We start from the raw sequence: 17,881 nt of genomic DNA, 5'->3' as shown, positions 1-17,881 counted from the left end.
CGTTGCGAGTGCTTTTTATCAGGGCTTCAATCAGCCTTTCAGCCTTTTGCGCCGGGCTGCGCTGCGTGAGCGGACGTCACCTGCGCCTTGACGGCTGCCCTGCCGGCCGCGCTGCCGCCAGCGTTGCCGGCTGCGCTACTGACCGCCTTGTGCGCATTCGGACCGGCGTTTTCGGCGATGATGCGCGCGATTTCCGCGTCGGCTTCTGCGCCGTACTTGGCGAACACATCGGTCTCATAGACCGTGTTCTGCGCATTGCCGAGCTGCGTGCCCGAATCGTTGCGGATGTTCACGTCCACCTGCATCGAGAGGCCGATACGCAGGGGGTGCTTCTGCAGGTCTTCCGGATCGAGCGAGATACGCACCGGCAGGCGCTGCACCACCTTGATCCAGTTACCCGTCGCGTTCTGCGCGGGCAGCAGCGAGAAGGCCGAGCCCGTGCCCGCCGAGAAGCCCACCACCTTGCCGTGATAGACGACCGACGAACCGTACACGTCGGCCGTCATTTCGACCGGCTGGCCGATGCGCATGTGCTTGAGCTGCACTTCCTTGAAGTTGGCGTCGACCCACAGCGAGTTCAGCGGCACCACCGACATGAGCGGATTGCCCGGCGCGACGCGCTGGCCCACCTGCACCGAGCGCTTGGCCACGTAGCCGGTCACCGGCGCGGGCAGCGTGTTGCGCGCGTTCGCCAGATAGGCGTCGCGCACCTTGGCTGCGGCGGCCTCCACGTTCGGGTGATCGGCGATGGTCGTGTTCGCGGTCAGCGCGCGGTTCGCGGCGAGCTGCTGCTGGGCGGCTTCGAGCGCGGCTTCGGCGCTGCGCACGGCGTCGCGCGCGTGCGAGATCTCTTCCTGCGAGACGGCGCCCGTCTGCGCGACCAGCATGCGGCGGCGCAGGTCGTCTTGCGCGCGCGAGAGGTCGGACTGACGCTGGGCGACTTGCGCTTCGTACTGGCTGTCGTCGGCGAAGAGGCCGCGCACCTGGCGCACCGTCTGCGCGAGTTGAGCTTCAGTCTGCTCGAGCGTGACGCGCGCGTCGGCCGGGTCGAGCAGCACGAGCGGGTCGCCGACGTTCACCGTTTGGGTGTCGTCCGCTTTCAGCGCGATCACCGTGCCGGTGACCTGCGGCGTGATCTGCACGACGTTGCCGTTCACGTAGGCGTCGTCCGTGCTTTCGGTGAAGCGCGCGACGAGGAAGTAGTAGAGGCCGTAGGCAACGGCCGCGATCACGATCACGAGGACAAGCAGCGTCATCATGCGCTTGCGCTTGCCGCTGTTCGCGTTCGGCTGCGGATTGGCTGCCGGCTGCTGGGGGGTGCTCATGGAAGGATCTCCGGATGCTTGCGTGCTGTTCGTTCAGTTTTTGATGTTCGCGTGCGGCTCGGCGCCCAGTTCGACACTCAGTTCGACGCAGGCGCAGCGTTGGCCGCGTTCGTCGCTGCCGCCGCGTTCTGCGGCGAGCGCGTACCGCGCCACGGCGCGCCGTTCACGTCGCTCTGGCCACGCGCTTCGCTGCCGACTTCGGCTGGCGGCGTGATACCGGCGCCTTGTGCTTCGAAGCCGCCGCCGAGCGACTTGATGAGCGCCATCTGCTGGTCGCGGCGCTGCGCCTTCAGGTTCGACACTGTCTGCTCCGCGGCGAGGCGGTTCTGGTCGGCCGTGAGCACCTGAAGCTGCTCGGAGAGCCCCGCCTTGTAGCGGATCACCGCGAGCTCCCAGGCCTTGGTCGAAGCGTCGAGCGCGCGATCGGCGTCCACCAGTTGCCGGTCGGCCGAGCGGATCGTCGACACGTCGGTCGCCACGTCCTGGAACGCACCGATGAGCGTCTGGTTGTAGTTCGCCACATCGAGCTCGAAGTCGGCGTAGCGGCCCTTCAGTTGCGCGCGCAATGCGCCCGCGTCGAAGAGCGGCAAATGCACGGCCGGGCCGATGTTCGCCTGGCGGCTCGTGAAGTTCAGGAATTTGCCCCATCCGAACGCGTCGAAGCCGAAGCCCGCCGCAAGGTTCACGTCGGGATAGAACTCGGCCTTGGCTTCCTTCACGTCGTGCATCGCGGCTTCCACCTGCCAGCGCGCGGCGACGATGTCGGGGCGGCGCGCGAGCAGGTCGGCGGGCAGATTGTCGGGCAGCGCGACGTTGGCGGCCGGATTGAGCACCGGTTTTGCGATCTGCAGGCCGCGGTCGGGGCCCTTGCCGAGCAGCGCGCCGAGCTGATAGCGCACAGTTTCGATCTGGCCGTCGATCTGCGAGAGGTTCGCCTGGCTCGTCGCGATGTTGCCGTTCGCGGTCTGCTTCTCGACGTTGGTGTCGAGGCCCGCCGCCACGCGCCCGTTCGTGATCGTGCCGATCGTCTTGCGGTTGTCGATCTCGTGCACGGCGATGTCGCGCAGTTCGTAGAGCTGGGCGAGCTGGTTGTACGTGCGCGCAACCGAGGAGGCGAGCGTGATGCGCGCCTGCTGCATGTCGGCCTGTGCGGCACGCTGCGCGGAAACGGCTTGCGCGAGGCGCTGACGGTTCTTGCCCCAGAGGTCCAGATCCCACGAGGCGCTGGCGAGCACGTTGTTCTCGCTATACCAGGTGCCCCCGTACGGGGGCGGGAAGAGGGCGTTGGCCGAGTACAGCTCGCGGGTCCACGAATAGCTCAGGTCGGCCTTCGGGAAAAGCGCCGAGCGCGAGGTTTCGATATACGACGACGCCTTGGCAAGGCGCGCCTGCGCCTGGGCGATGGTGGGGCTGCCTTCGAGCGCCTCGTCGATCAGCCTGGGCAGCTGCGGGTCGCCGAACTGGTTCGCCCAGTCGAGCGTGGGCCACTGGCCGCCTTGCGCCGGAATGCTCTGCGAGCTTTCGAACTGCTGCGGCTGATCGATGGTCTTGTCGCTCTTGATGCCGATGTAGTTCGCGCAACCCGAAAGGGCGAGCGCCGCGACCGCGGCGGCGACCGCCGCCCGACAGGACAGCGCCCGCACGGCCGGAACTGGCGCAAACCCGGATTGGGATTTCATGGCTCGTCTCGATACATGAGAGTGTGTAGTGATACTGGACGATGCAGCTATTTTCTTGTTCGGCGATTTCAAATTTGCTTGCCCCGTCATCAATTTGCAGGCGGATTCGGGTTCGAATTCTGGCTAGCTTCGCAGCTATTCGAAAGAATCCGCCGCAACATGCTCTTCAGGAAACCGACTTCCTCTGGCGTGAATCCGGCGGAGAGCTGCTCCGTGACGCTGCGGAAAATCGCCGGCATGCGAGCGGCGATGGCAAGGCCCTCGGGCGTAAGCGCAAGGCGCACCGCGCGGCGGTCTTCGGAACTGCGCACGCGCTGCAGGAGTCCGCGCTTCTCCAGCCGGTCGACGAGCCGCGTGACGGCGCTCGCGTCGATGCCGTAATCGCGCGCGAGTTCGGCCGCGAGCGTGCATTTGCCGCTCGCCACCATGAAGAGGATGCTGGCCTGCTGGCTCGTGACGCCGAGTTCGGCAACGGCGCGCTGGGTGACCATGTTCGACATGGTCGATTTCACCCGCGAGATCAGGTAGCCGACGCTCTCGCCGAGGTCGTAGTCGCGGACTTCGGGCGGGGGCGTGGGAGTCGGATCCGTCATGATTCTGCTGCGACTGCAATGGTTGACCAGGCAGGGATTATAGGGGCGGTTAGTTGACGCGGCAAGGTTTATTCTGCCTTTGCCGAGAAACCTTTGCAGAGTAGGGGCTTAATCCCGCCCCATGAGCATGGGAAAATGCGGCGTGAGCGCCGCGCCGGGTGCTCACCGGATCCTTGCCCGCGTTGCGCGGTTGCGACGCCGGCCGCCCCGATCCAGGGTGCTCCCTGATATGCGCGAGATCAATTCATCCGCGCGTGCTATAATTTCAGGTTCCCAAAGTGCGTCATTGCAGCGATGCTGAATTGACCCGCCGGCAGTCGTTGCGGGGCGGATCGAAGCGGCGGCCGCGCGCCCTCGCCGGGCCTGCCAGCAGGGCATGCGCGGCGCACTCAACTGTACCCAGGTTCCTATGTCCCGCGCTCTTCGCAACATCGCCATCATTGCCCACGTCGACCACGGCAAGACCACGCTCGTCGACCAACTGCTGCGCCAGTCCGGCACCTTCCGCGACAACCAGCAGGTCGCCGAACGCGTCATGGACTCGAACGACATCGAAAAAGAGCGCGGGATCACGATTCTCGCGAAGAACTGCGCGGTCGAGTACGAAGGCACTCACATCAACATCGTCGACACCCCGGGCCACGCCGACTTCGGCGGCGAAGTGGAGCGCGTGCTCTCGATGGTCGACTCGGTGCTGCTGCTCGTCGACGCCGTGGAAGGCCCGATGCCGCAAACGCGCTTCGTCACGAAGAAGGCGCTCGCGCTCGGCCTGAAGCCGATCGTCGTCGTCAACAAGATCGACCGTCCGGGCGCTCGTATCGACTGGGTGATCAACCAGACCTTCGACCTGTTCGACAAGCTCGGCGCGACCGAAGAGCAGCTCGACTTCCCGGTGGTGTACGCCTCGGGTTTGAACGGCTATGCGTCGCTTTCCGCCGACGCGCGCGAAGGCGACATGCGTCCCCTGTTCGAGGCGATCCTCGAGCACGTGCCGGTGCGCGACGCCGATCCGGAAGGCCCGCTGCAGCTGCAGATCACCTCGCTCGACTACTCGACCTACGTCGGCCGTATCGGCGTGGGCCGTATCAAGCGCGGCCGCATCAAGCCGGGTCAGCAAGTGGCGCTGCGCTTCGGTCCGGAAGGCGAGGTCATGAACCGCAAGATCAACCAGGTGCTGTCGTTCAGCGGCCTCGAGCGCGTGCAGGTCGAATCGGCCGAAGCCGGCGACATCGTGCTGATCAACGGCATCGAAGACATCGGCATCGGCGCGACGATCTGCGCGGTCGACACCCCCGAAGCGCTGCCGATGATCACGGTGGACGAGCCCACGCTGACGATGAACTTCCTCGTGAACTCGTCGCCGCTCGCAGGCCGCGAAGGCAAGTTCGTGACGAGCCGCCAGATCCGCGACCGTCTCACGAAGGAGCTGAACCACAACGTCGCGCTGCGCGTGAAGGACACCGGCGACGAAACGACGTTCGAAGTGTCGGGCCGTGGCGAACTGCACCTCACGATCCTGATCGAAAACATGCGCCGCGAAGGCTACGAGCTGGCCGTGTCGCGTCCGCGCGTGGTGCTGCACGAAGTCGACGGCGTGAAGCAGGAGCCGTACGAACTGCTGACCGTGGACGTCGAGGACGGCCACCAGGGCGGGGTGATGGAAGAACTGGGCCGCCGCAAGGGCGAAATGCTCGACATGGCTTCGGACGGCCGCGGCCGCACGCGTCTCGAGTACCGCATTCCGGCCCGCGGCCTGATCGGCTTCCAGGGCGAGTTCATGACGCTCACGCGCGGCACGGGCCTCATGAGCCACGTGTTCGACGCCTACGGCCCGGTCAAGGAAGGCACGCTCGGCGAGCGCCGCAACGGCGTGCTGATCTCGCAGGACGACGGCGCCGCCGTCGCCTACGCACTGTGGAAGCTGCAGGACCGCGGCCGCATGTTCGTGAAGCCGGGCGACGCGCTGTACGAAGGCATGATCATCGGCATTCACAGCCGCGACAACGACCTCGTCGTGAACCCGATCAAGGGCAAGCAGCTCACCAACGTGCGCGCCTCGGGCACCGACGAAGCCGTGCGCCTCGTGCCGCCGATCCAGATGTCGCTCGAATACGCTGTGGAGTTCATCGACGACGACGAACTCGTGGAAGTCACGCCGCAGTCGATCCGTTTGCGCAAGCGTCACCTCAAAGAGCACGAGCGTCGCCGCGCGAGCCGCGAAGGCGCTGCCGAGTAATTTGCACTTTTAGCGCTTTTCCGCACTGCAATGCAAACAGACTCACAGAAAAGCCGCCGCTTTACGGGCGGCTTTTTTGCGTCTGGCGGGGATTGCATTGCGGTGCAGGAAGAGTGCGTTGCGAATGCCGCAAGGGCCCGTGTAGAAAGGCTTCCCGCGTGGTGTTCGGTCGCATTGCATCCTGTGGCGAGATGCGCATATGCGCTATACTCCGCGGATGCATGATTTAGGTCCTTCCAAGCAGACTTGATTCGCAATCCGCTAAACGGTCAGGCCGTGGCGCGGAAGGTTGAGTAACCCGCTATTTCTCGAGAAACTCGAAGAAAGGTGAGCGTAAATGTCGGAAACGATGAAGCAATTCCAGCTGAACTCCTATTTGTTCGGCGGCAATGCTCCGTATGTCGAAGAGCTATACGAAGCATATCTTGACAACCCTGCGTCCGTTCCGGACACCTGGCGTGAATACTTCGACGCACTGCAAAACGTGCCGTCGTCGAGTGGCACGGCCGACAACGACATCGCCCACGGGCCGATCGTCGAATCCTTCGCCCAACGCGCGAAGGCCAACGCATTTATTCCGCGCGGCGGCGGCGAAGACCTCGCCACGGCACGCAAGCAAGTCTACGTTCAGTCCCTGATTGGCGCCTATCGATTCCTCGGCTCGCAATGGGCCAATCTCGATCCGCTCAAGCGCCGCGAACGTCCGAACATTCCCGAACTCGAGCCTGCGTTCTACGACTTCACTGAAGCCGACATGGACCAGACGTTCAGCGCCACGAACCTGTACTTCGGTTTCGAGCGCGCGTCGCTGCGCGAGATCGTCAAGGCGCTGCGCGATACGTACTGCGGCACGCTCGGCGCCGAGTACATGTACATCAGCGATCCCGAACAAAAGCGCTGGTGGAAGGAGCGTCTCGAGTCGATCCGCTCGACGCCCAACTTCACGGCTGACAAGAAGAAGCACATCCTGCAGCGCCTGACGGCCGCCGAAGGCCTCGAGCGCTTCCTGCACACCAAGTACGTCGGCCAGAAGCGCTTCTCGCTCGAAGGCGGCGAGTCCTTCATCGCCGCGATGGACGAAGTCGTTCGTCACGCCGGCGCGAAGGGCGTGCAGGAAATCGTCATCGGCATGGCTCACCGTGGCCGTCTGAACGTGCTCGTCAATACGCTCGGCAAGATGCCGGCTGACCTCTTCGCCGAATTCGAAGGCAAGCACGTCGACGACCTGCCGGCAGGCGACGTGAAGTACCACAAAGGCTTCTCGTCGGACGTCGCGACCGAAGGCGGCCCGGTCCACCTGTCGCTCGCGTTCAACCCGTCGCACCTCGAAATCGTCAACCCGGTGGTCGAAGGTTCGGCGAAGGCCCGTATGGATCGCCGCGGCGATGCAGACGGCCTGCAGGTGCTGCCGGTGCAGATCCACGGCGACGCGGCCTTCGCAGGCCAGGGCGTCGTGATGGAAACGCTGAACCTCGCGCAAACGCGCGGCTACGGCACGCACGGCACGCTGCACATCGTCATCAACAACCAGATCGGCTTCACGACCTCGGACCCGCGCGACGCGCGTTCGACGCTCTACTGTACCGACGTGGTCAAGATGATCGAAGCGCCGGTGCTGCACGTGAACGGCGACGATCCGGAAGCGGTCGTGCTGGCTATCCAGCTCGCGGTCGAATTCCGCATGCAGTACCACAAGGATGTCGTGGTCGACATCATCTGCTTCCGCAAGCTCGGCCACAACGAGCAGGACACGCCGGCGGTCACGCAGCCGCTGATGTACAAGACGATCGCGAAGCACCCGGGCACCCGCGCGCTGTACGCCGAGAAGCTCGTGCAGCAAGGTCTGATCACGGCTGAAGACGCGGACAACTACGTCAAGGCCTACCGCGCCGCGATGGACGAAGGCCACCATACGGTCGACCCCGTGCTCTCGAACTACAAGAGCAAGTACGCGGTGGACTGGGTTCCGTTCCTGAACCGCAAGTGGACCGACGCCGCCGATACGGCAGTGCCGCTCGCCGAACTCAAGCGTCTGGCTGAGCGCATCACCACGATCCCCGAGAACTTCAAGGTTCACCCGCTCGTCGAGCGCGTCATCAACGACCGCCGCGCGATGGGCAAGGGCGAAGCGAAGCTCGACTGGGGCATGGGCGAACACCTCGCGTTTGCATCGCTGGTCGCTTCGGGCTACGCCGTTCGCCTGACGGGCCAGGACTCGGGCCGCGGCACGTTCACGCACCGCCACGCGGTTTTGCACGACCAGAACCGCGAACGTTGGGACGACGGCACGTACGTGCCGCTGCAGAACATCGGCGAGAACCAGGCGCAGTTCACGGTGATCGACTCGGTGCTCTCGGAAGAGGCCGTGCTGGGCTTCGAATACGGCTACTCGACCGCCGAGCCGAACACGCTCGTCGCGTGGGAAGGCCAGTTCGGCGACTTCGTCAACGGTGCGCAGGTCGTGATCGACCAGTTCATCTCGTCGGGCGAAGTGAAGTGGGGCCGCGTGTCGGGTCTCACGATGCTGCTGCCGCACGGCTACGAAGGCCAGGGCCCGGAGCACTCGTCGGCGCGTATCGAGCGTTTCCTGCAGCTGTGCGCCGAGCACAACATGCAGGTCGTTCAGCCGACCACGCCGGCCCAGATCTTCCACGTGCTGCGTCGCCAGATGATCCGTCTGTTCCGCAAGCCGCTCATCATCTTCACGCCGAAGTCGCTGCTGCGTCACAAGGAAGCCGTGTCGGATCTGTCCGAACTGGCGAAGGGCACGTTCCAGCCGGTCATCGGCGAAGTGGACGAAGCGATCGACGCGAAGAAGGTCAAGCGCGTGGTCGCCTGCTCGGGCCGCGTGTACTTCGACCTCGTCGCACACCGCCGCGAAGCAAAGGCGAACGACGTCGCGATCATCCGTATCGAACAGCTCTATCCGTTTGCGCACAAGCAGTTCGAAGCGGAGCTGAAGAAGTATGACAACGCGACCGAAGTGGTCTGGGTGCAGGACGAGCCGCAGAATCAGGGCCCGTGGTTCTACATCGAGCACCACCTGAAGGAAGGCATGAAGGAAGGCATGAAGCTCGCGTACAGCGGCCGTCCTGCTTCCGCATCGCCGGCTGTTGGCTACTACGCGAAGCACTACGAGCAGCAGAAGGCGCTGATCGAAGGTGCATTCGGCCGCCTGAAGGGCGCGCAGGTCGCGAAGTAAGCACTAGGGCAATCGAACCGGGAAAGCGTGCGGATTCAACGCGCGCTTTCCCGCGCTCAAGTGCGCGACCCGGTTCGTCATACGGGGATGTCCCCGAAAAAGTATTCAGGAAAATCACATGGCTATCGTAGAAGTGAAGGTCCCGCAGTTTTCGGAGTCGGTGTCGGAAGGCACGATGCTGCAGTGGAAGAAGAAGCCGGGCGAAGCGATCGCCCAGGACGAAGTCGTCATCGAGATCGAAACCGACAAGGTCGTGCTCGAAGTGCCCGCGCCGGCTGCCGGCGTGCTGGCCGAGATCCTCGTGGGCGACGGCGCAACCGTCACGAGCGAACAAGTGATCGCGAAGATCGACACGGAAGCCAAGGCTGGCGCCGTTGCGGCTCCCGCAGCCGCCGTGGCTGCTGCGCCCACCGCTGCACCGGCTGCCGCTCCGGTCGCAGCCGCTGCCGCATCGACGGCAAGCAGCGCGATCGCCTCGCCCGCAGCGAACAAGCTGATGGCCGAGAAGGGTCTGTCGGGCGGCGACGTCGCCGGCACCGGCCGTGACGGCCGCATCACGAAGCAGGACGTGCTGGGCGCGGGCGCGCCGAAGGCCGCTCCCGCGGCCGCACCGGCTGCGAAGCCGGCTGCCGCCAAGCCGTCGCTGCCGCAAGTCAACGCACCGGCCTCGGCTGCGAGCTGGCTCAACGACCGTCCGGAACAGCGCGTGCCGATGTCGCGTCTGCGTGCGCGTATCGCCGAGCGTCTGCTCGAGTCGCAGCAAACCAACGCCATCCTCACGACGTTCAACGAAGTGAACATGGCGCCGGTCATGGAGCTGCGCAACAAGTACAAGGACAAGTTCGAGAAGGAACACGGCGTGAAGCTCGGCTTCATGTCGTTCTTCGTGAAGGCCGCGGTTCACGCCCTCAAGAAGTTCCCGCTCGTCAACGCGTCGATCGACGGCAACGACATCGTCTATCACGGCTACTTCGACATCGGTATCGCGGTCGGTTCGCCGCGCGGTCTGGTGGTGCCCATCCTGCGTAATGCAGACCAGATGAGCCTCGCCGACATCGAGAAGAAGATCGCCGAATTCGGCCAGAAGGCCAAGGACGGCAAGCTTTCGATCGAAGAAATGACGGGTGGTACGTTCTCGATCTCGAACGGCGGCGTGTTCGGCTCGATGCTCTCGACTCCGATCATCAACCCGCCGCAGTCGGCGATCCTCGGCGTGCATGCCACGAAGGAACGCGCCGTGGTGGAGAACGGCCAGATCGTGATCCGCCCGATGAACTACCTCGCGATGTCGTACGACCACCGCATCATCGACGGCCGCGAAGCCGTCCTGTCGCTGGTCGCGATGAAGGACGCGCTGGAAGATCCGGCTCGTCTGCTGCTCGACCTGTAAAGATCGGCCTCATCAAGCATCAAGTCTCATACTGAGCGCCGTGCGCGCGGACTCCGGAAATCGGGCTCCGCGTGCCGCGCTCACGTCTCGAAAGGATGACCATGTCCAAAGAATTTGACGTCGTCGTGATCGGCGCCGGCCCCGGCGGCTATATCGCGGCGATCCGCGCCGCGCAGCTCGGCAAGTCGGTTGCGTGTATCGAAAAGTGGAAGAACCCGGCCGGCGCGCTGAAGCTCGGCGGCACCTGCCTGAACGTCGGCTGCATTCCGTCGAAGGCGCTGCTCGCCTCGTCGGAAGAGTTCGAGAACGCCCAGCATCACCTGGCCGATCACGGCATCAACGTCTCCGACGTGAAGATCGACGTCGCGAAGATGCTCGCCCGCAAGGAAGGCATCGTCGAGAAGATGACGAAGGGTATCGAATTCCTGTTCCGCAAGAACAAGATCACGTGGCTCAAGGGCCATGGCAAGTTCACCGGCAAGAGCGAAGCCGGCGTGCAGATCGAAGTGAGCGGCGAAGGCGAAACCGAAGTCGTCACGGCGAAGAACGTGATCATCGCGACGGGCTCGAAGGCGCGTCATCTGCCTGGCATTCCGGTCGACAACAAGATCATCTCCGACAACGAAGGCGCGCTCACGTTCGACAGCGTGCCGAAGAAGCTGGCTGTGATCGGCGCAGGCGTGATCGGTCTGGAACTGGGCTCGGTGTGGCGCCGCCTCGGTGCCGACGTCACGATCCTCGAAGCGCTGCCGGAATTCCTCGGCGCGACCGACCAGGCGCTCGCGAAGGAAGCGGCGAAGCTCTTCAAGAAGCAGGGTCTCGACATTCACGTCGGCGTGAAGGTGGGCGAAGTCAAGGCGACGGACAAGAACGTCACGATCCACTACACGGACAAGGACGGCAACGCGCAAGTGCTCGAAGCCGACCGCCTGATCGTGTCGGTTGGCCGCGTGCCGAACACCGACAACCTCGGTCTCGAAGCGATCGGCCTGAAGGCCAACGAGCGTGGCTTCATCGACGTGGACGGCCACTGCGCAACGTCGGTGCCGAACGTGTACGCGATCGGCGACGTGGTGCGCGGCCCGATGCTCGCGCACAAGGCCGAAGACGAAGGCGTGCTGGTGGCCGAGATCATCGACGGCCAGAAGCCGCACATCGACTACAACTGCATTCCGTGGGTGATCTACACCGAGCCGGAAATCGCATGGGTCGGCAAGACGGAGCAGCAGCTCAAGGCAGAAGGCCGTGAAATCAGGACGGGCCAGTTCCCGTTCATGGCGAACGGCCGCGCACTGGGCATCAACAAGTCGGACGGCTTCGTGAAGATGATCGCCGATGCCAAAACCGACGAGCTGCTCGGCGTGCACATCATCTCGGCCAACGCATCGGACCTGATCGCGGAAGCCGTGGTGGCGATGGAATTCAAGGCTGCCGCCGAAGACATCGGCCGCATCTGCCATCCGCACCCGTCGCTGTCCGAAGTCATGCGCGAAGCTGCACTCGCCACTGACAAGCGCGCGCTGAACATGTAAGCGCCAAGGGCGGGGCGGCCGGCTTTATTGGGCTGCTCTGCTCCGCAATACCCGGCATCACGTACGGAGGCGGGTGGGCTTTTGCTCTCCCGCCTTTGCTCATTTGCGACCCGGAAAATGAACGTCACCGAATACTACGAAAACGAACTGCAGAAGCGGGGATACCAGCCCGATACGGCGCAACGCGCCGCGATCGACCGGCTGCAGCGGTGCTACGACGAGTGGGTCGCATACAAGTCGCGGCGTTCGAACGCCTTCAAGAAGTTCCTCATTCACCCCGACCTGCCGCGCGGCGTGTACATGTGGGGCGGCGTGGGGCGCGGCAAGAGCTTCCTGATGGACAGCTTCTATGCGGTCGTGCCGCTGCAGCGCAAGACGCGTCTGCACTTTCACGAATTCATGCGCGAGGTGCACCGTGAGCTCGAAGAACTCAAGGGCCAGGCCGATCCGCTCGACGAACTCGCGCGCCGCATTGCAAAGCGTTATCGACTGATCTGCTTCGACGAATTCCACGTCTCGGATATCGCCGACGCGATGATCCTCTACCGTCTGCTCGACCGTCTCTTCGAGAACGGCGTGCAGTTCGTGATGACGTCCAATTACGATCCCGATCTGCTCTATCCCGACGGCCTGCATCGCGACCGCATGCTGCCGGCGATCGAGTTGATCAAGAGTCAGCTCGACGTGCTCAACGTCGATGCGGGCGTCGACTATCGACAGCGCACGCTTGCGCAGGTCGAGGTCTATCACACGCCGCTCGGCGCCGCCGCCGACAAGGCGTTGCGCCACTCGTTCGCGCAGCTCGCTGCAGTCCCCGACGAAAGCCCGCTGCTGCGCATCGAAAAGCGCGAACTGAAGGCGCTGCGCAAGGCCGATGGCGTCGTGTGGTTCGATTTCGCGACGCTGTGCGGCGGGCCGCGCTCGCAGAACGACTATCTGGAACTGGCGAGCCGCTTCCACGCCGTGATCCTCTCCGGCGTGCCGCAGATGACGCCTCGTATGCAGTCCGAAGCACGCCGCTTCACCTGGCTCATCGACGTGTTCTACGACCACAAGGTCAAGCTGCTGATGTCGGCCGCGGTGCCGCCCGAAGACCTCTACGTGGAAGGCCCGATGGCCAACGAGTTCACGCGCACGGTGTCGCGCATCGTCGAAATGCAGTCGAAGGAGTATCTCGAAACGCCGCGCCGCATCGTCGATACGGCCTTGACCTGAGCGCACGGCGCCCGCGCCACAAGTGCGGCCCGTGGGCGCAGCTGCGCCACGTTTTTCAGGATTCGGACTCGTCTGATATGGGCGGCGGGGGCGGGTGGATATCGTTTGTCGGCACACCCTCTGACAAAGGATCCGCCATGACCCCGCATCGCGATATTACCGACGACGAATGGCAGCGCGTGATGCTGCTCCTGCCCGAACTGCGCCCGCGCACCGAGCTGCGCGGGCGGCCGCTCACCAATACGCGCGCGGTGCTCAATGGCGTGCTGTGGGTCATGTACAGCGGTGCGAACTGGTCGGCCATGCCGCGCCGCTACCCTTCGTATCAAACCTGCCATCGCCGCTTCAAGACGTGGCACTACACCGGCGCGCTCAAGCGCGTGATGGGCGAGTTGTTCGGCGAAGACGGCGTGAGGTTGTGCGACACCATCGAAGCGCGCATGCGCAAGCGCGCGAGCCGCGCAGAAAAGGCAGCGCGCAGGCAGAAGGCGGTGCGCAATTCGGCGCGCAACACGGTGCGCAATTCGGCGTTCGTATCGGTGGCGTCCGCGTCATCGCCGCCTTTTCGCTACCGGTGCGTGTATCGTCACAGAGTGTAACGTCGACGCCTGGGAAGGCGGGCCGAAGCGGCTCGTGTATGCGCTTCGGCCGGTTTCGTCTCTCAGGTCTCCTGCCGGTTCGAGCACCGGTCCGCAGGTCGATCCGCTCACTCATGCATTCACTGCTGACGTACCCACGTCTGTGAGCGTCCAAGCAGCGAAATGCCCATATAGCCGCGCACGACGAGTTTCTGGCCGCCGTCTTCCGTATGCATCTTGCACCGGTACACCTTGCCGTTCTCGGGGTCGAGAATGTGCCCGCCGTCATAGCCCTCAGCGGTCTTCTTCATGCTGTCGATGATCGTCATGCCGAGGATCAGCTGATCCTTGCGCGAGTCGGTGCAGGCCGTGCAGCGCCGGTCGGGCTGGTCGTTCGCGCCGAGTCCCTTGATGACCTTGCCGCTCAGGTCGCCGTTGGCGTCGGCGCTGATCTGCACGAGCGCCTTCGGCTGGCCGGTGTGATCGTCGATGGTCTGCCAGACGCCGACTGGCGTGTCGGTTTGAGCGTGCGCGGCGAGGGCGCCGCACAGCAGTGCACTCGCAAGCGCAACATGGCGTACCGCGCGTCCCATGACCAGGTTCATGTCTTCCTCCACTGATGTTGTTTGTCGTGTCGATGCTGACCGTGCGTCGCGCCTGGCGCGCCGCAAGGTGAGGGCAGGATACTGGAAAGCGCCGCGCGCGTTTGAGAGAAGGCACTCTAGTCTGGTCGGCCTCCTCGTCCCGTTGGACCAGAACGGCCGGCGATGCAGAACACCGCACAATTCCCTGAAAAATACTTGCCGGGTGTTGTGGGAAAAGACACGCAATCGGTAAATTTTCTACGAGGGACCCGAAACACGTGAAAGTGAGTAATAATTGTGCCGATTTGTAAAAATTAGAACTGTTCAAAACAGGTACTACATGGACTACAAGTGGAGAGTTCGTCGCACCGCCTTGGCGGCGCTGGTATTAATCGGGGGAATCGGTACGGGCTGCGCACAGACGCCGCCTGACAATTCAGCTGCAGCGAATGCAGCAGCGGCGCCCGTAGCACAGACCAACGCCGCACCCGCCGTGCAGGACGAGCAGGCCGCGACCCCAGCGCTGCCTCTGGCAGCGAGCCCGCCGGGCGGGCTCACGCCGGATGAAGCGAAGCAAAACGCGGCGGGCAACGTCGCCGAGCTGCAGCAGATGCTGCGGGGCCAGGAGCTCGCCGAGCTGCGCACGACCTACAACGGCTCGTATGGGGCAAGCTTGCTGTTTTACGGCAAGGAAATGACGTACTACGTCACGCTATTCCAGAACAAGACCTTCTGGCGCGTGATCAAGACGAGCGACGAGATGCGCGCTGAAGCTATCTATCACGACTTCGCGGTGAAGTCGGGACAGCTCGCCGAGGTGGAAATCCGCCGCACGCGCCTCGAAGCGCAGAAGGCATTCACGGACCGCATGATCGCGCTCACACAGGATCACGCGAACCGGCTCCAGGCGGATCTCGCCATCGCGCGCGAGCAGCAGGCGCTTGTTGCGGACCAGCAGAAGCAGGGCCGCGATCAGGCGAACGCATTGCAGGCGCAGAAGACGGCTGCCCAGGCGCAGCTGCGCACGGTTCAGCGTCAGGTGCGCGAACTGCAGCAACAAGTGGAAGGCGGTCTGCCGATCCGCTGATCGCAGGCAGGTGGCGCGCCGGCGCCCGCCAGGCGCCCCATCGTGCGACGGGGCGAGCGAAACACCCGGATGCAGCACGCAAAAGGCGGAACGTCATGGACGTTCCGCCTTTTTTCATGATGCGATCGTTCAGGCCGCGCTCAATGCTTGCCGTGGCGATGCGCGTCGCGGCCCTTGTGGGTTTCGTCTGCGGAATGGGGTTTCGGCTGAGCGCCAGTAGGCGAGGGATCGACGGCGATCGGATCGCTGGCCGGGAAGGTTTCGTCGAGGGCTTCGTCGAGCGGATCTTTCTGTGAGGGTTGCGGGGCTTTCGGCTTGGATGCGCTCATGGCGGTCTCCGTGGCGATATGCGTTACGACCAGAATAACGCAAAGCCAGAATCGTGACCGCAAGCCACGGCTGTCAGACCGTCTCGGAAGCGGTCGCGTTCCGTTTCGTTCCACCGTCTGCACCGCAGTACAAGAATCGGCGCGCGCAAACAAGCGGGCGCGCCAAGGCGCGCCCGTGCCGTACTGAAGATCGACGCGACTGGCGCACCGTGCAGCGGGTGCGCCAGCCAGCAGCGGCTCAGCTGTTGCCCGAGCCTTCGCCGCCGTTGCCGCCGTTGTTCACCGCGCCGTAGAGGCGGCGGCGGCGCGTGACGACGACGGGGCCGTCCTGGGCGCCACGGTCGTTGCCGGGGGCGCTCGATGCGCCCGATGGCGCGCCGGACGGCGCCGACCAGTTCTCACGCGGCTCGCGCGATTCACGCGGTTCTCGTTGTTCGCGCGGGCCATGGCCGCCGTGACTGCCGTGCGGGCCGCGGCTCGTATGCTCGCCGTGCGAGCTGCGAGCGCCGCCCGGGCGCGGACCCGGACGAGTGCCGGTGTCGAGCTGGATGGTCGAAATGGCGCGCTTGTAGATGCCTTGCAGGCCGACGGGCGTGCGCAGCATCACCAGGTACTGATCGAACGACTCGATGCATCCGGTCAGGCGAATGCCGTTGACCAGATAAATTTCCACGCGCTTTCTTTCCTTACGCGCGGCATTCATGAAGTCGTTTTGCGGGTGCGATTCTGCGGAAGGCATGGACTAGGTTTGGCCAGGCGGCGCAATGCCGCAATCAGTTGGAAACGTTTGCTCGCCGCGATTCTACCTTGTCGGTGAAGCGCGCGTGCGGGGAAGTAAGCTTACTGCAGAACTATACCGGCTCGCGGCCGCGACCGCAGATTGACGAAAAATGCATCGCTGCGTCCCTCGTCGTCGGCTGCCGGGAAGCGGCGCGTCCGGATGACAGGCTGCGATGGCAGCGACCGCGGTTTTCGGAAAGAGGCCTGCCGACGATACGCCCGCGGATCGTCAGACCCGCGCGACCTTTCGACGCGCATGCACTCACTCACACAGCGTAGTCCATGACGGCGGGCCATGCTCGACCGATTCGAGGCCGGATCGCCCGCTGACACGCTGTATTTCGATCCGCTTGCAACGATTCTCGCGGGGCCCGAGGGCTTCGTTCCGTGCGGCGGCACACGAAAGGCGAAATCGCCGCTTGCGCGGAATAAGCGCACCGGCTGCAACGTTTAACGCAATATCGGCGATGAACTGTCAAAGGAGGTGATCATGGAGCGGTTTCGCAAAGCTCTCGCGTGTCTCGTTTGTGCGGCGCTGGCAGGCGTCGCGGGAGCCGGCCTCACGGCCTGCAGCGACATGAATTCGGGCGGGGGGTCGTCCAGCAGTTCGGGCGGCTCGTCGGGTGGCGGCTACTGAGCGGCGTGCGGCGTGTTGCGTCGTCCGTCGCCGGAGTTCGAAGCGCAGGTCGTGGCGCAGCTCGGGCCCATGCGCCGCTATGCGCGCGCCCTGACCGGCGACCCCGCCTGGGCTGACGACCTCGTGCAGGACGCCGCGGAGCGTGCGCTCTCGCGCTGGACTTCGTTTCGCCCGCAGACCAATTTGCGCGCGTGGCTGCTCACCATCCTGCGCCATCTGTACATCGATCAGTTGCGCGGCCGGCGCGAGATTGCCGTCGACGATGAAGCCGCGCCGTGGCGCACGCTCGAGGCGCCGCACGGCGAGGTGGACGGTCTCGTGCTGCGCGATCTGCAGCGTGCGCTCTATGCGTTGCCGGCGGCGCAGCGCGAGGTGCTGCTGCTCGTGTGCGTGGAGGAGTTGAGCTACAGCGAGGCGTCGGCAGTGCTCGGAGTGCCGGCGGGCACGGTGATGTCGCGCCTGTCGCGGGCGCGCGAGCATCTGCGGGCGTTGCTTGACACGGGGCCGGTGCAGGATGCGGGGCGCGATCCGGCGCAGCGCACCGCGCCGCTCAGGGTGGTGGGGACGCTACGATGAACGACAACGATCTCGGCCACGAACACGAGGGTGAAGGCGTGCCGCCTGCTTCGCCCGAAGAGGACCTTATGATGTTGGGCGCTTTCGTCGATGGCCAACTGCCGGCGGGCGAGCGGGCGGCGCTGCAGGCGCGTCTCG

General features: G+C 64.5%; 15 protein-coding genes. 9 read left to right on the top strand and 6 right to left on the bottom strand.

The features are described 5' to 3' along the window. Positions 1 to 38: 38 nt before the first annotated feature. The 3 genes from BHE01S_RS34145 to BHE01S_RS34135 form a co-directional block, all read right to left on the bottom strand. Entirely contained in the window at positions 39 to 1,325 is a 1,287-nt protein-coding gene (locus BHE01S_RS34145; RefSeq protein WP_042272502.1) for an HlyD family secretion protein, read from the bottom strand. Between the two features lie 77 nt (positions 1,326 to 1,402). Further along, entirely contained in the window at positions 1,403 to 3,004 is a 1,602-nt protein-coding gene (locus BHE01S_RS34140) for an efflux transporter outer membrane subunit (RefSeq protein ID WP_042272496.1), read from the bottom strand. Between the two features lie 89 nt (positions 3,005 to 3,093). Then, entirely contained in the window at positions 3,094 to 3,597 is a 504-nt protein-coding gene (locus BHE01S_RS34135; RefSeq protein ID WP_042272492.1) for a MarR family winged helix-turn-helix transcriptional regulator, read from the bottom strand. A gap of 409 nt (positions 3,598 to 4,006) precedes the next feature. On the opposite strand from BHE01S_RS34135, the gene typA reads away from it, so the two are divergent. The 6 genes from typA (at position 4,007) to BHE01S_RS38215 (ending at position 13,771) form a co-directional block, all read left to right on the top strand. Continuing rightward, positions 4,007 to 5,833: a translational GTPase TypA gene (gene typA, locus BHE01S_RS34130; RefSeq protein ID WP_042272490.1), complete on the top strand. Its 1,827-nt coding sequence runs from the start codon at positions 4,007 to 4,009 to the stop codon at positions 5,831 to 5,833. Positions 5,834 to 6,170: 337 nt separating this feature from the next. After that, on the top strand, positions 6,171 to 9,035 hold the full coding sequence (locus tag BHE01S_RS34125; protein WP_042272489.1) for a 2-oxoglutarate dehydrogenase E1 component: 2,865 nt from the start codon (positions 6,171 to 6,173) through the stop codon (positions 9,033 to 9,035). A 118-nt stretch (positions 9,036 to 9,153) separates the two neighbouring features. Further along, positions 9,154 to 10,425, top strand: a complete 1,272-nt coding sequence (gene odhB, locus BHE01S_RS34120) for a 2-oxoglutarate dehydrogenase complex dihydrolipoyllysine-residue succinyltransferase (protein WP_042272487.1) — start codon at positions 9,154 to 9,156, stop codon at positions 10,423 to 10,425. A 101-nt stretch (positions 10,426 to 10,526) separates the two neighbouring features. Then, entirely contained in the window at positions 10,527 to 11,957 is a 1,431-nt protein-coding gene (lpdA, locus tag BHE01S_RS34115) for a dihydrolipoyl dehydrogenase (protein ID WP_042272562.1), read from the top strand. Positions 11,958 to 12,074: 117 nt separating this feature from the next. After that, positions 12,075 to 13,172, top strand: a complete 1,098-nt coding sequence (gene zapE / locus BHE01S_RS34110; protein WP_042272485.1) for a cell division protein ZapE — start codon at positions 12,075 to 12,077, stop codon at positions 13,170 to 13,172. A 137-nt stretch (positions 13,173 to 13,309) separates the two neighbouring features. Continuing rightward, positions 13,310 to 13,771 carry a transposase gene (locus BHE01S_RS38215; RefSeq protein WP_167337732.1) on the top strand — a complete coding sequence of 154 codons (462 nt, stop codon included), beginning with the start codon at positions 13,310 to 13,312 and terminating at the stop codon, positions 13,769 to 13,771. A 119-nt stretch (positions 13,772 to 13,890) separates the two neighbouring features. Here the strand turns inward: BHE01S_RS38215 and BHE01S_RS34100 are convergent, their stop codons facing one another. Beyond that, the gene (locus BHE01S_RS34100) at positions 13,891 to 14,355 is read right to left on the bottom strand and encodes a DUF2147 domain-containing protein (RefSeq protein WP_042272482.1); all 465 of its coding nucleotides are present in this window, start codon (positions 14,353 to 14,355) and stop codon (positions 13,891 to 13,893) included. 319 nt (positions 14,356 to 14,674) lie between these two features. Between BHE01S_RS34100 and BHE01S_RS34095 the strand changes: the two genes are divergently transcribed. Further along, positions 14,675 to 15,421, top strand: a complete 747-nt coding sequence (locus tag BHE01S_RS34095) for a DUF2968 domain-containing protein (protein ID WP_042272479.1) — start codon at positions 14,675 to 14,677, stop codon at positions 15,419 to 15,421. Between the two features lie 140 nt (positions 15,422 to 15,561). Here BHE01S_RS34095 and BHE01S_RS37435 read toward each other — a convergent pair whose 3' ends face one another. Beyond that, a complete protein-coding gene (locus tag BHE01S_RS37435; protein WP_084069560.1) occupies positions 15,562 to 15,750 on the bottom strand; it encodes a hypothetical protein in 189 nt (62 codons plus the stop codon). A gap of 238 nt (positions 15,751 to 15,988) precedes the next feature. Beyond that, positions 15,989 to 16,489, bottom strand: coding sequence for an RNA chaperone Hfq (gene hfq / locus BHE01S_RS34090; RefSeq protein ID WP_042272475.1), 501 nt, complete (start codon positions 16,487 to 16,489; stop codon positions 15,989 to 15,991). A gap of 531 nt (positions 16,490 to 17,020) precedes the next feature. On the opposite strand from hfq, the gene BHE01S_RS38210 reads away from it, so the two are divergent. Together BHE01S_RS38210 and BHE01S_RS34085 are read left to right on the top strand one after the other, a co-directional pair. Then, on the top strand, positions 17,021 to 17,167 hold the full coding sequence (locus BHE01S_RS38210) for a hypothetical protein (RefSeq protein WP_157025810.1): 147 nt from the start codon (positions 17,021 to 17,023) through the stop codon (positions 17,165 to 17,167). A 12-nt stretch (positions 17,168 to 17,179) separates the two neighbouring features. Continuing rightward, a complete protein-coding gene (locus BHE01S_RS34085) occupies positions 17,180 to 17,743 on the top strand; it encodes a sigma-70 family RNA polymerase sigma factor (RefSeq protein ID WP_407669587.1) in 564 nt (187 codons plus the stop codon). Positions 17,744 to 17,881 lie beyond the last annotated feature (138 nt).

This window comes from Paraburkholderia heleia NBRC 101817, from assembly GCF_000739775.1.
GTDB classification, from domain to species: domain Bacteria; phylum Pseudomonadota; class Gammaproteobacteria; order Burkholderiales; family Burkholderiaceae; genus Paraburkholderia; species Paraburkholderia heleia.
The sequence above is the reverse complement of the archived record's forward strand: the minus strand, read 5'-3'. Positions and strand labels throughout refer to the sequence as shown.

Coding starts and splice junctions, on each gene's coding strand:
- BHE01S_RS34145 (WP_042272502.1), bottom strand. CDS start 1,325: ATGAGCACCCCCCAGCAGCCGGCAGCCAATCCGCAGCCGAACGCGAAC.
- BHE01S_RS34140 (WP_042272496.1), bottom strand. CDS start 3,004: ATGAAATCCCAATCCGGGTTTGCGCCAGTTCCGGCCGTGCGGGCGCTG.
- BHE01S_RS34135 (WP_042272492.1), bottom strand. CDS start 3,597: ATGACGGATCCGACTCCCACGCCCCCGCCCGAAGTCCGCGACTACGAC.
- typA (WP_042272490.1), top strand. CDS start 4,007: ATGTCCCGCGCTCTTCGCAACATCGCCATCATTGCCCACGTCGACCAC.
- BHE01S_RS34125 (WP_042272489.1), top strand. CDS start 6,171: ATGTCGGAAACGATGAAGCAATTCCAGCTGAACTCCTATTTGTTCGGC.
- odhB (WP_042272487.1), top strand. CDS start 9,154: ATGGCTATCGTAGAAGTGAAGGTCCCGCAGTTTTCGGAGTCGGTGTCG.
- lpdA (WP_042272562.1), top strand. CDS start 10,527: ATGTCCAAAGAATTTGACGTCGTCGTGATCGGCGCCGGCCCCGGCGGC.
- zapE (WP_042272485.1), top strand. CDS start 12,075: ATGAACGTCACCGAATACTACGAAAACGAACTGCAGAAGCGGGGATAC.
- BHE01S_RS38215 (WP_167337732.1), top strand. CDS start 13,310: ATGACCCCGCATCGCGATATTACCGACGACGAATGGCAGCGCGTGATG.
- BHE01S_RS34100 (WP_042272482.1), bottom strand. CDS start 14,355: ATGAACCTGGTCATGGGACGCGCGGTACGCCATGTTGCGCTTGCGAGT.
- BHE01S_RS34095 (WP_042272479.1), top strand. CDS start 14,675: ATGGACTACAAGTGGAGAGTTCGTCGCACCGCCTTGGCGGCGCTGGTA.
- BHE01S_RS37435 (WP_084069560.1), bottom strand. CDS start 15,750: ATGAGCGCATCCAAGCCGAAAGCCCCGCAACCCTCACAGAAAGATCCG.
- hfq (WP_042272475.1), bottom strand. CDS start 16,489: ATGCCTTCCGCAGAATCGCACCCGCAAAACGACTTCATGAATGCCGCG.
- BHE01S_RS38210 (WP_157025810.1), top strand. CDS start 17,021: ATGGAGCGGTTTCGCAAAGCTCTCGCGTGTCTCGTTTGTGCGGCGCTG.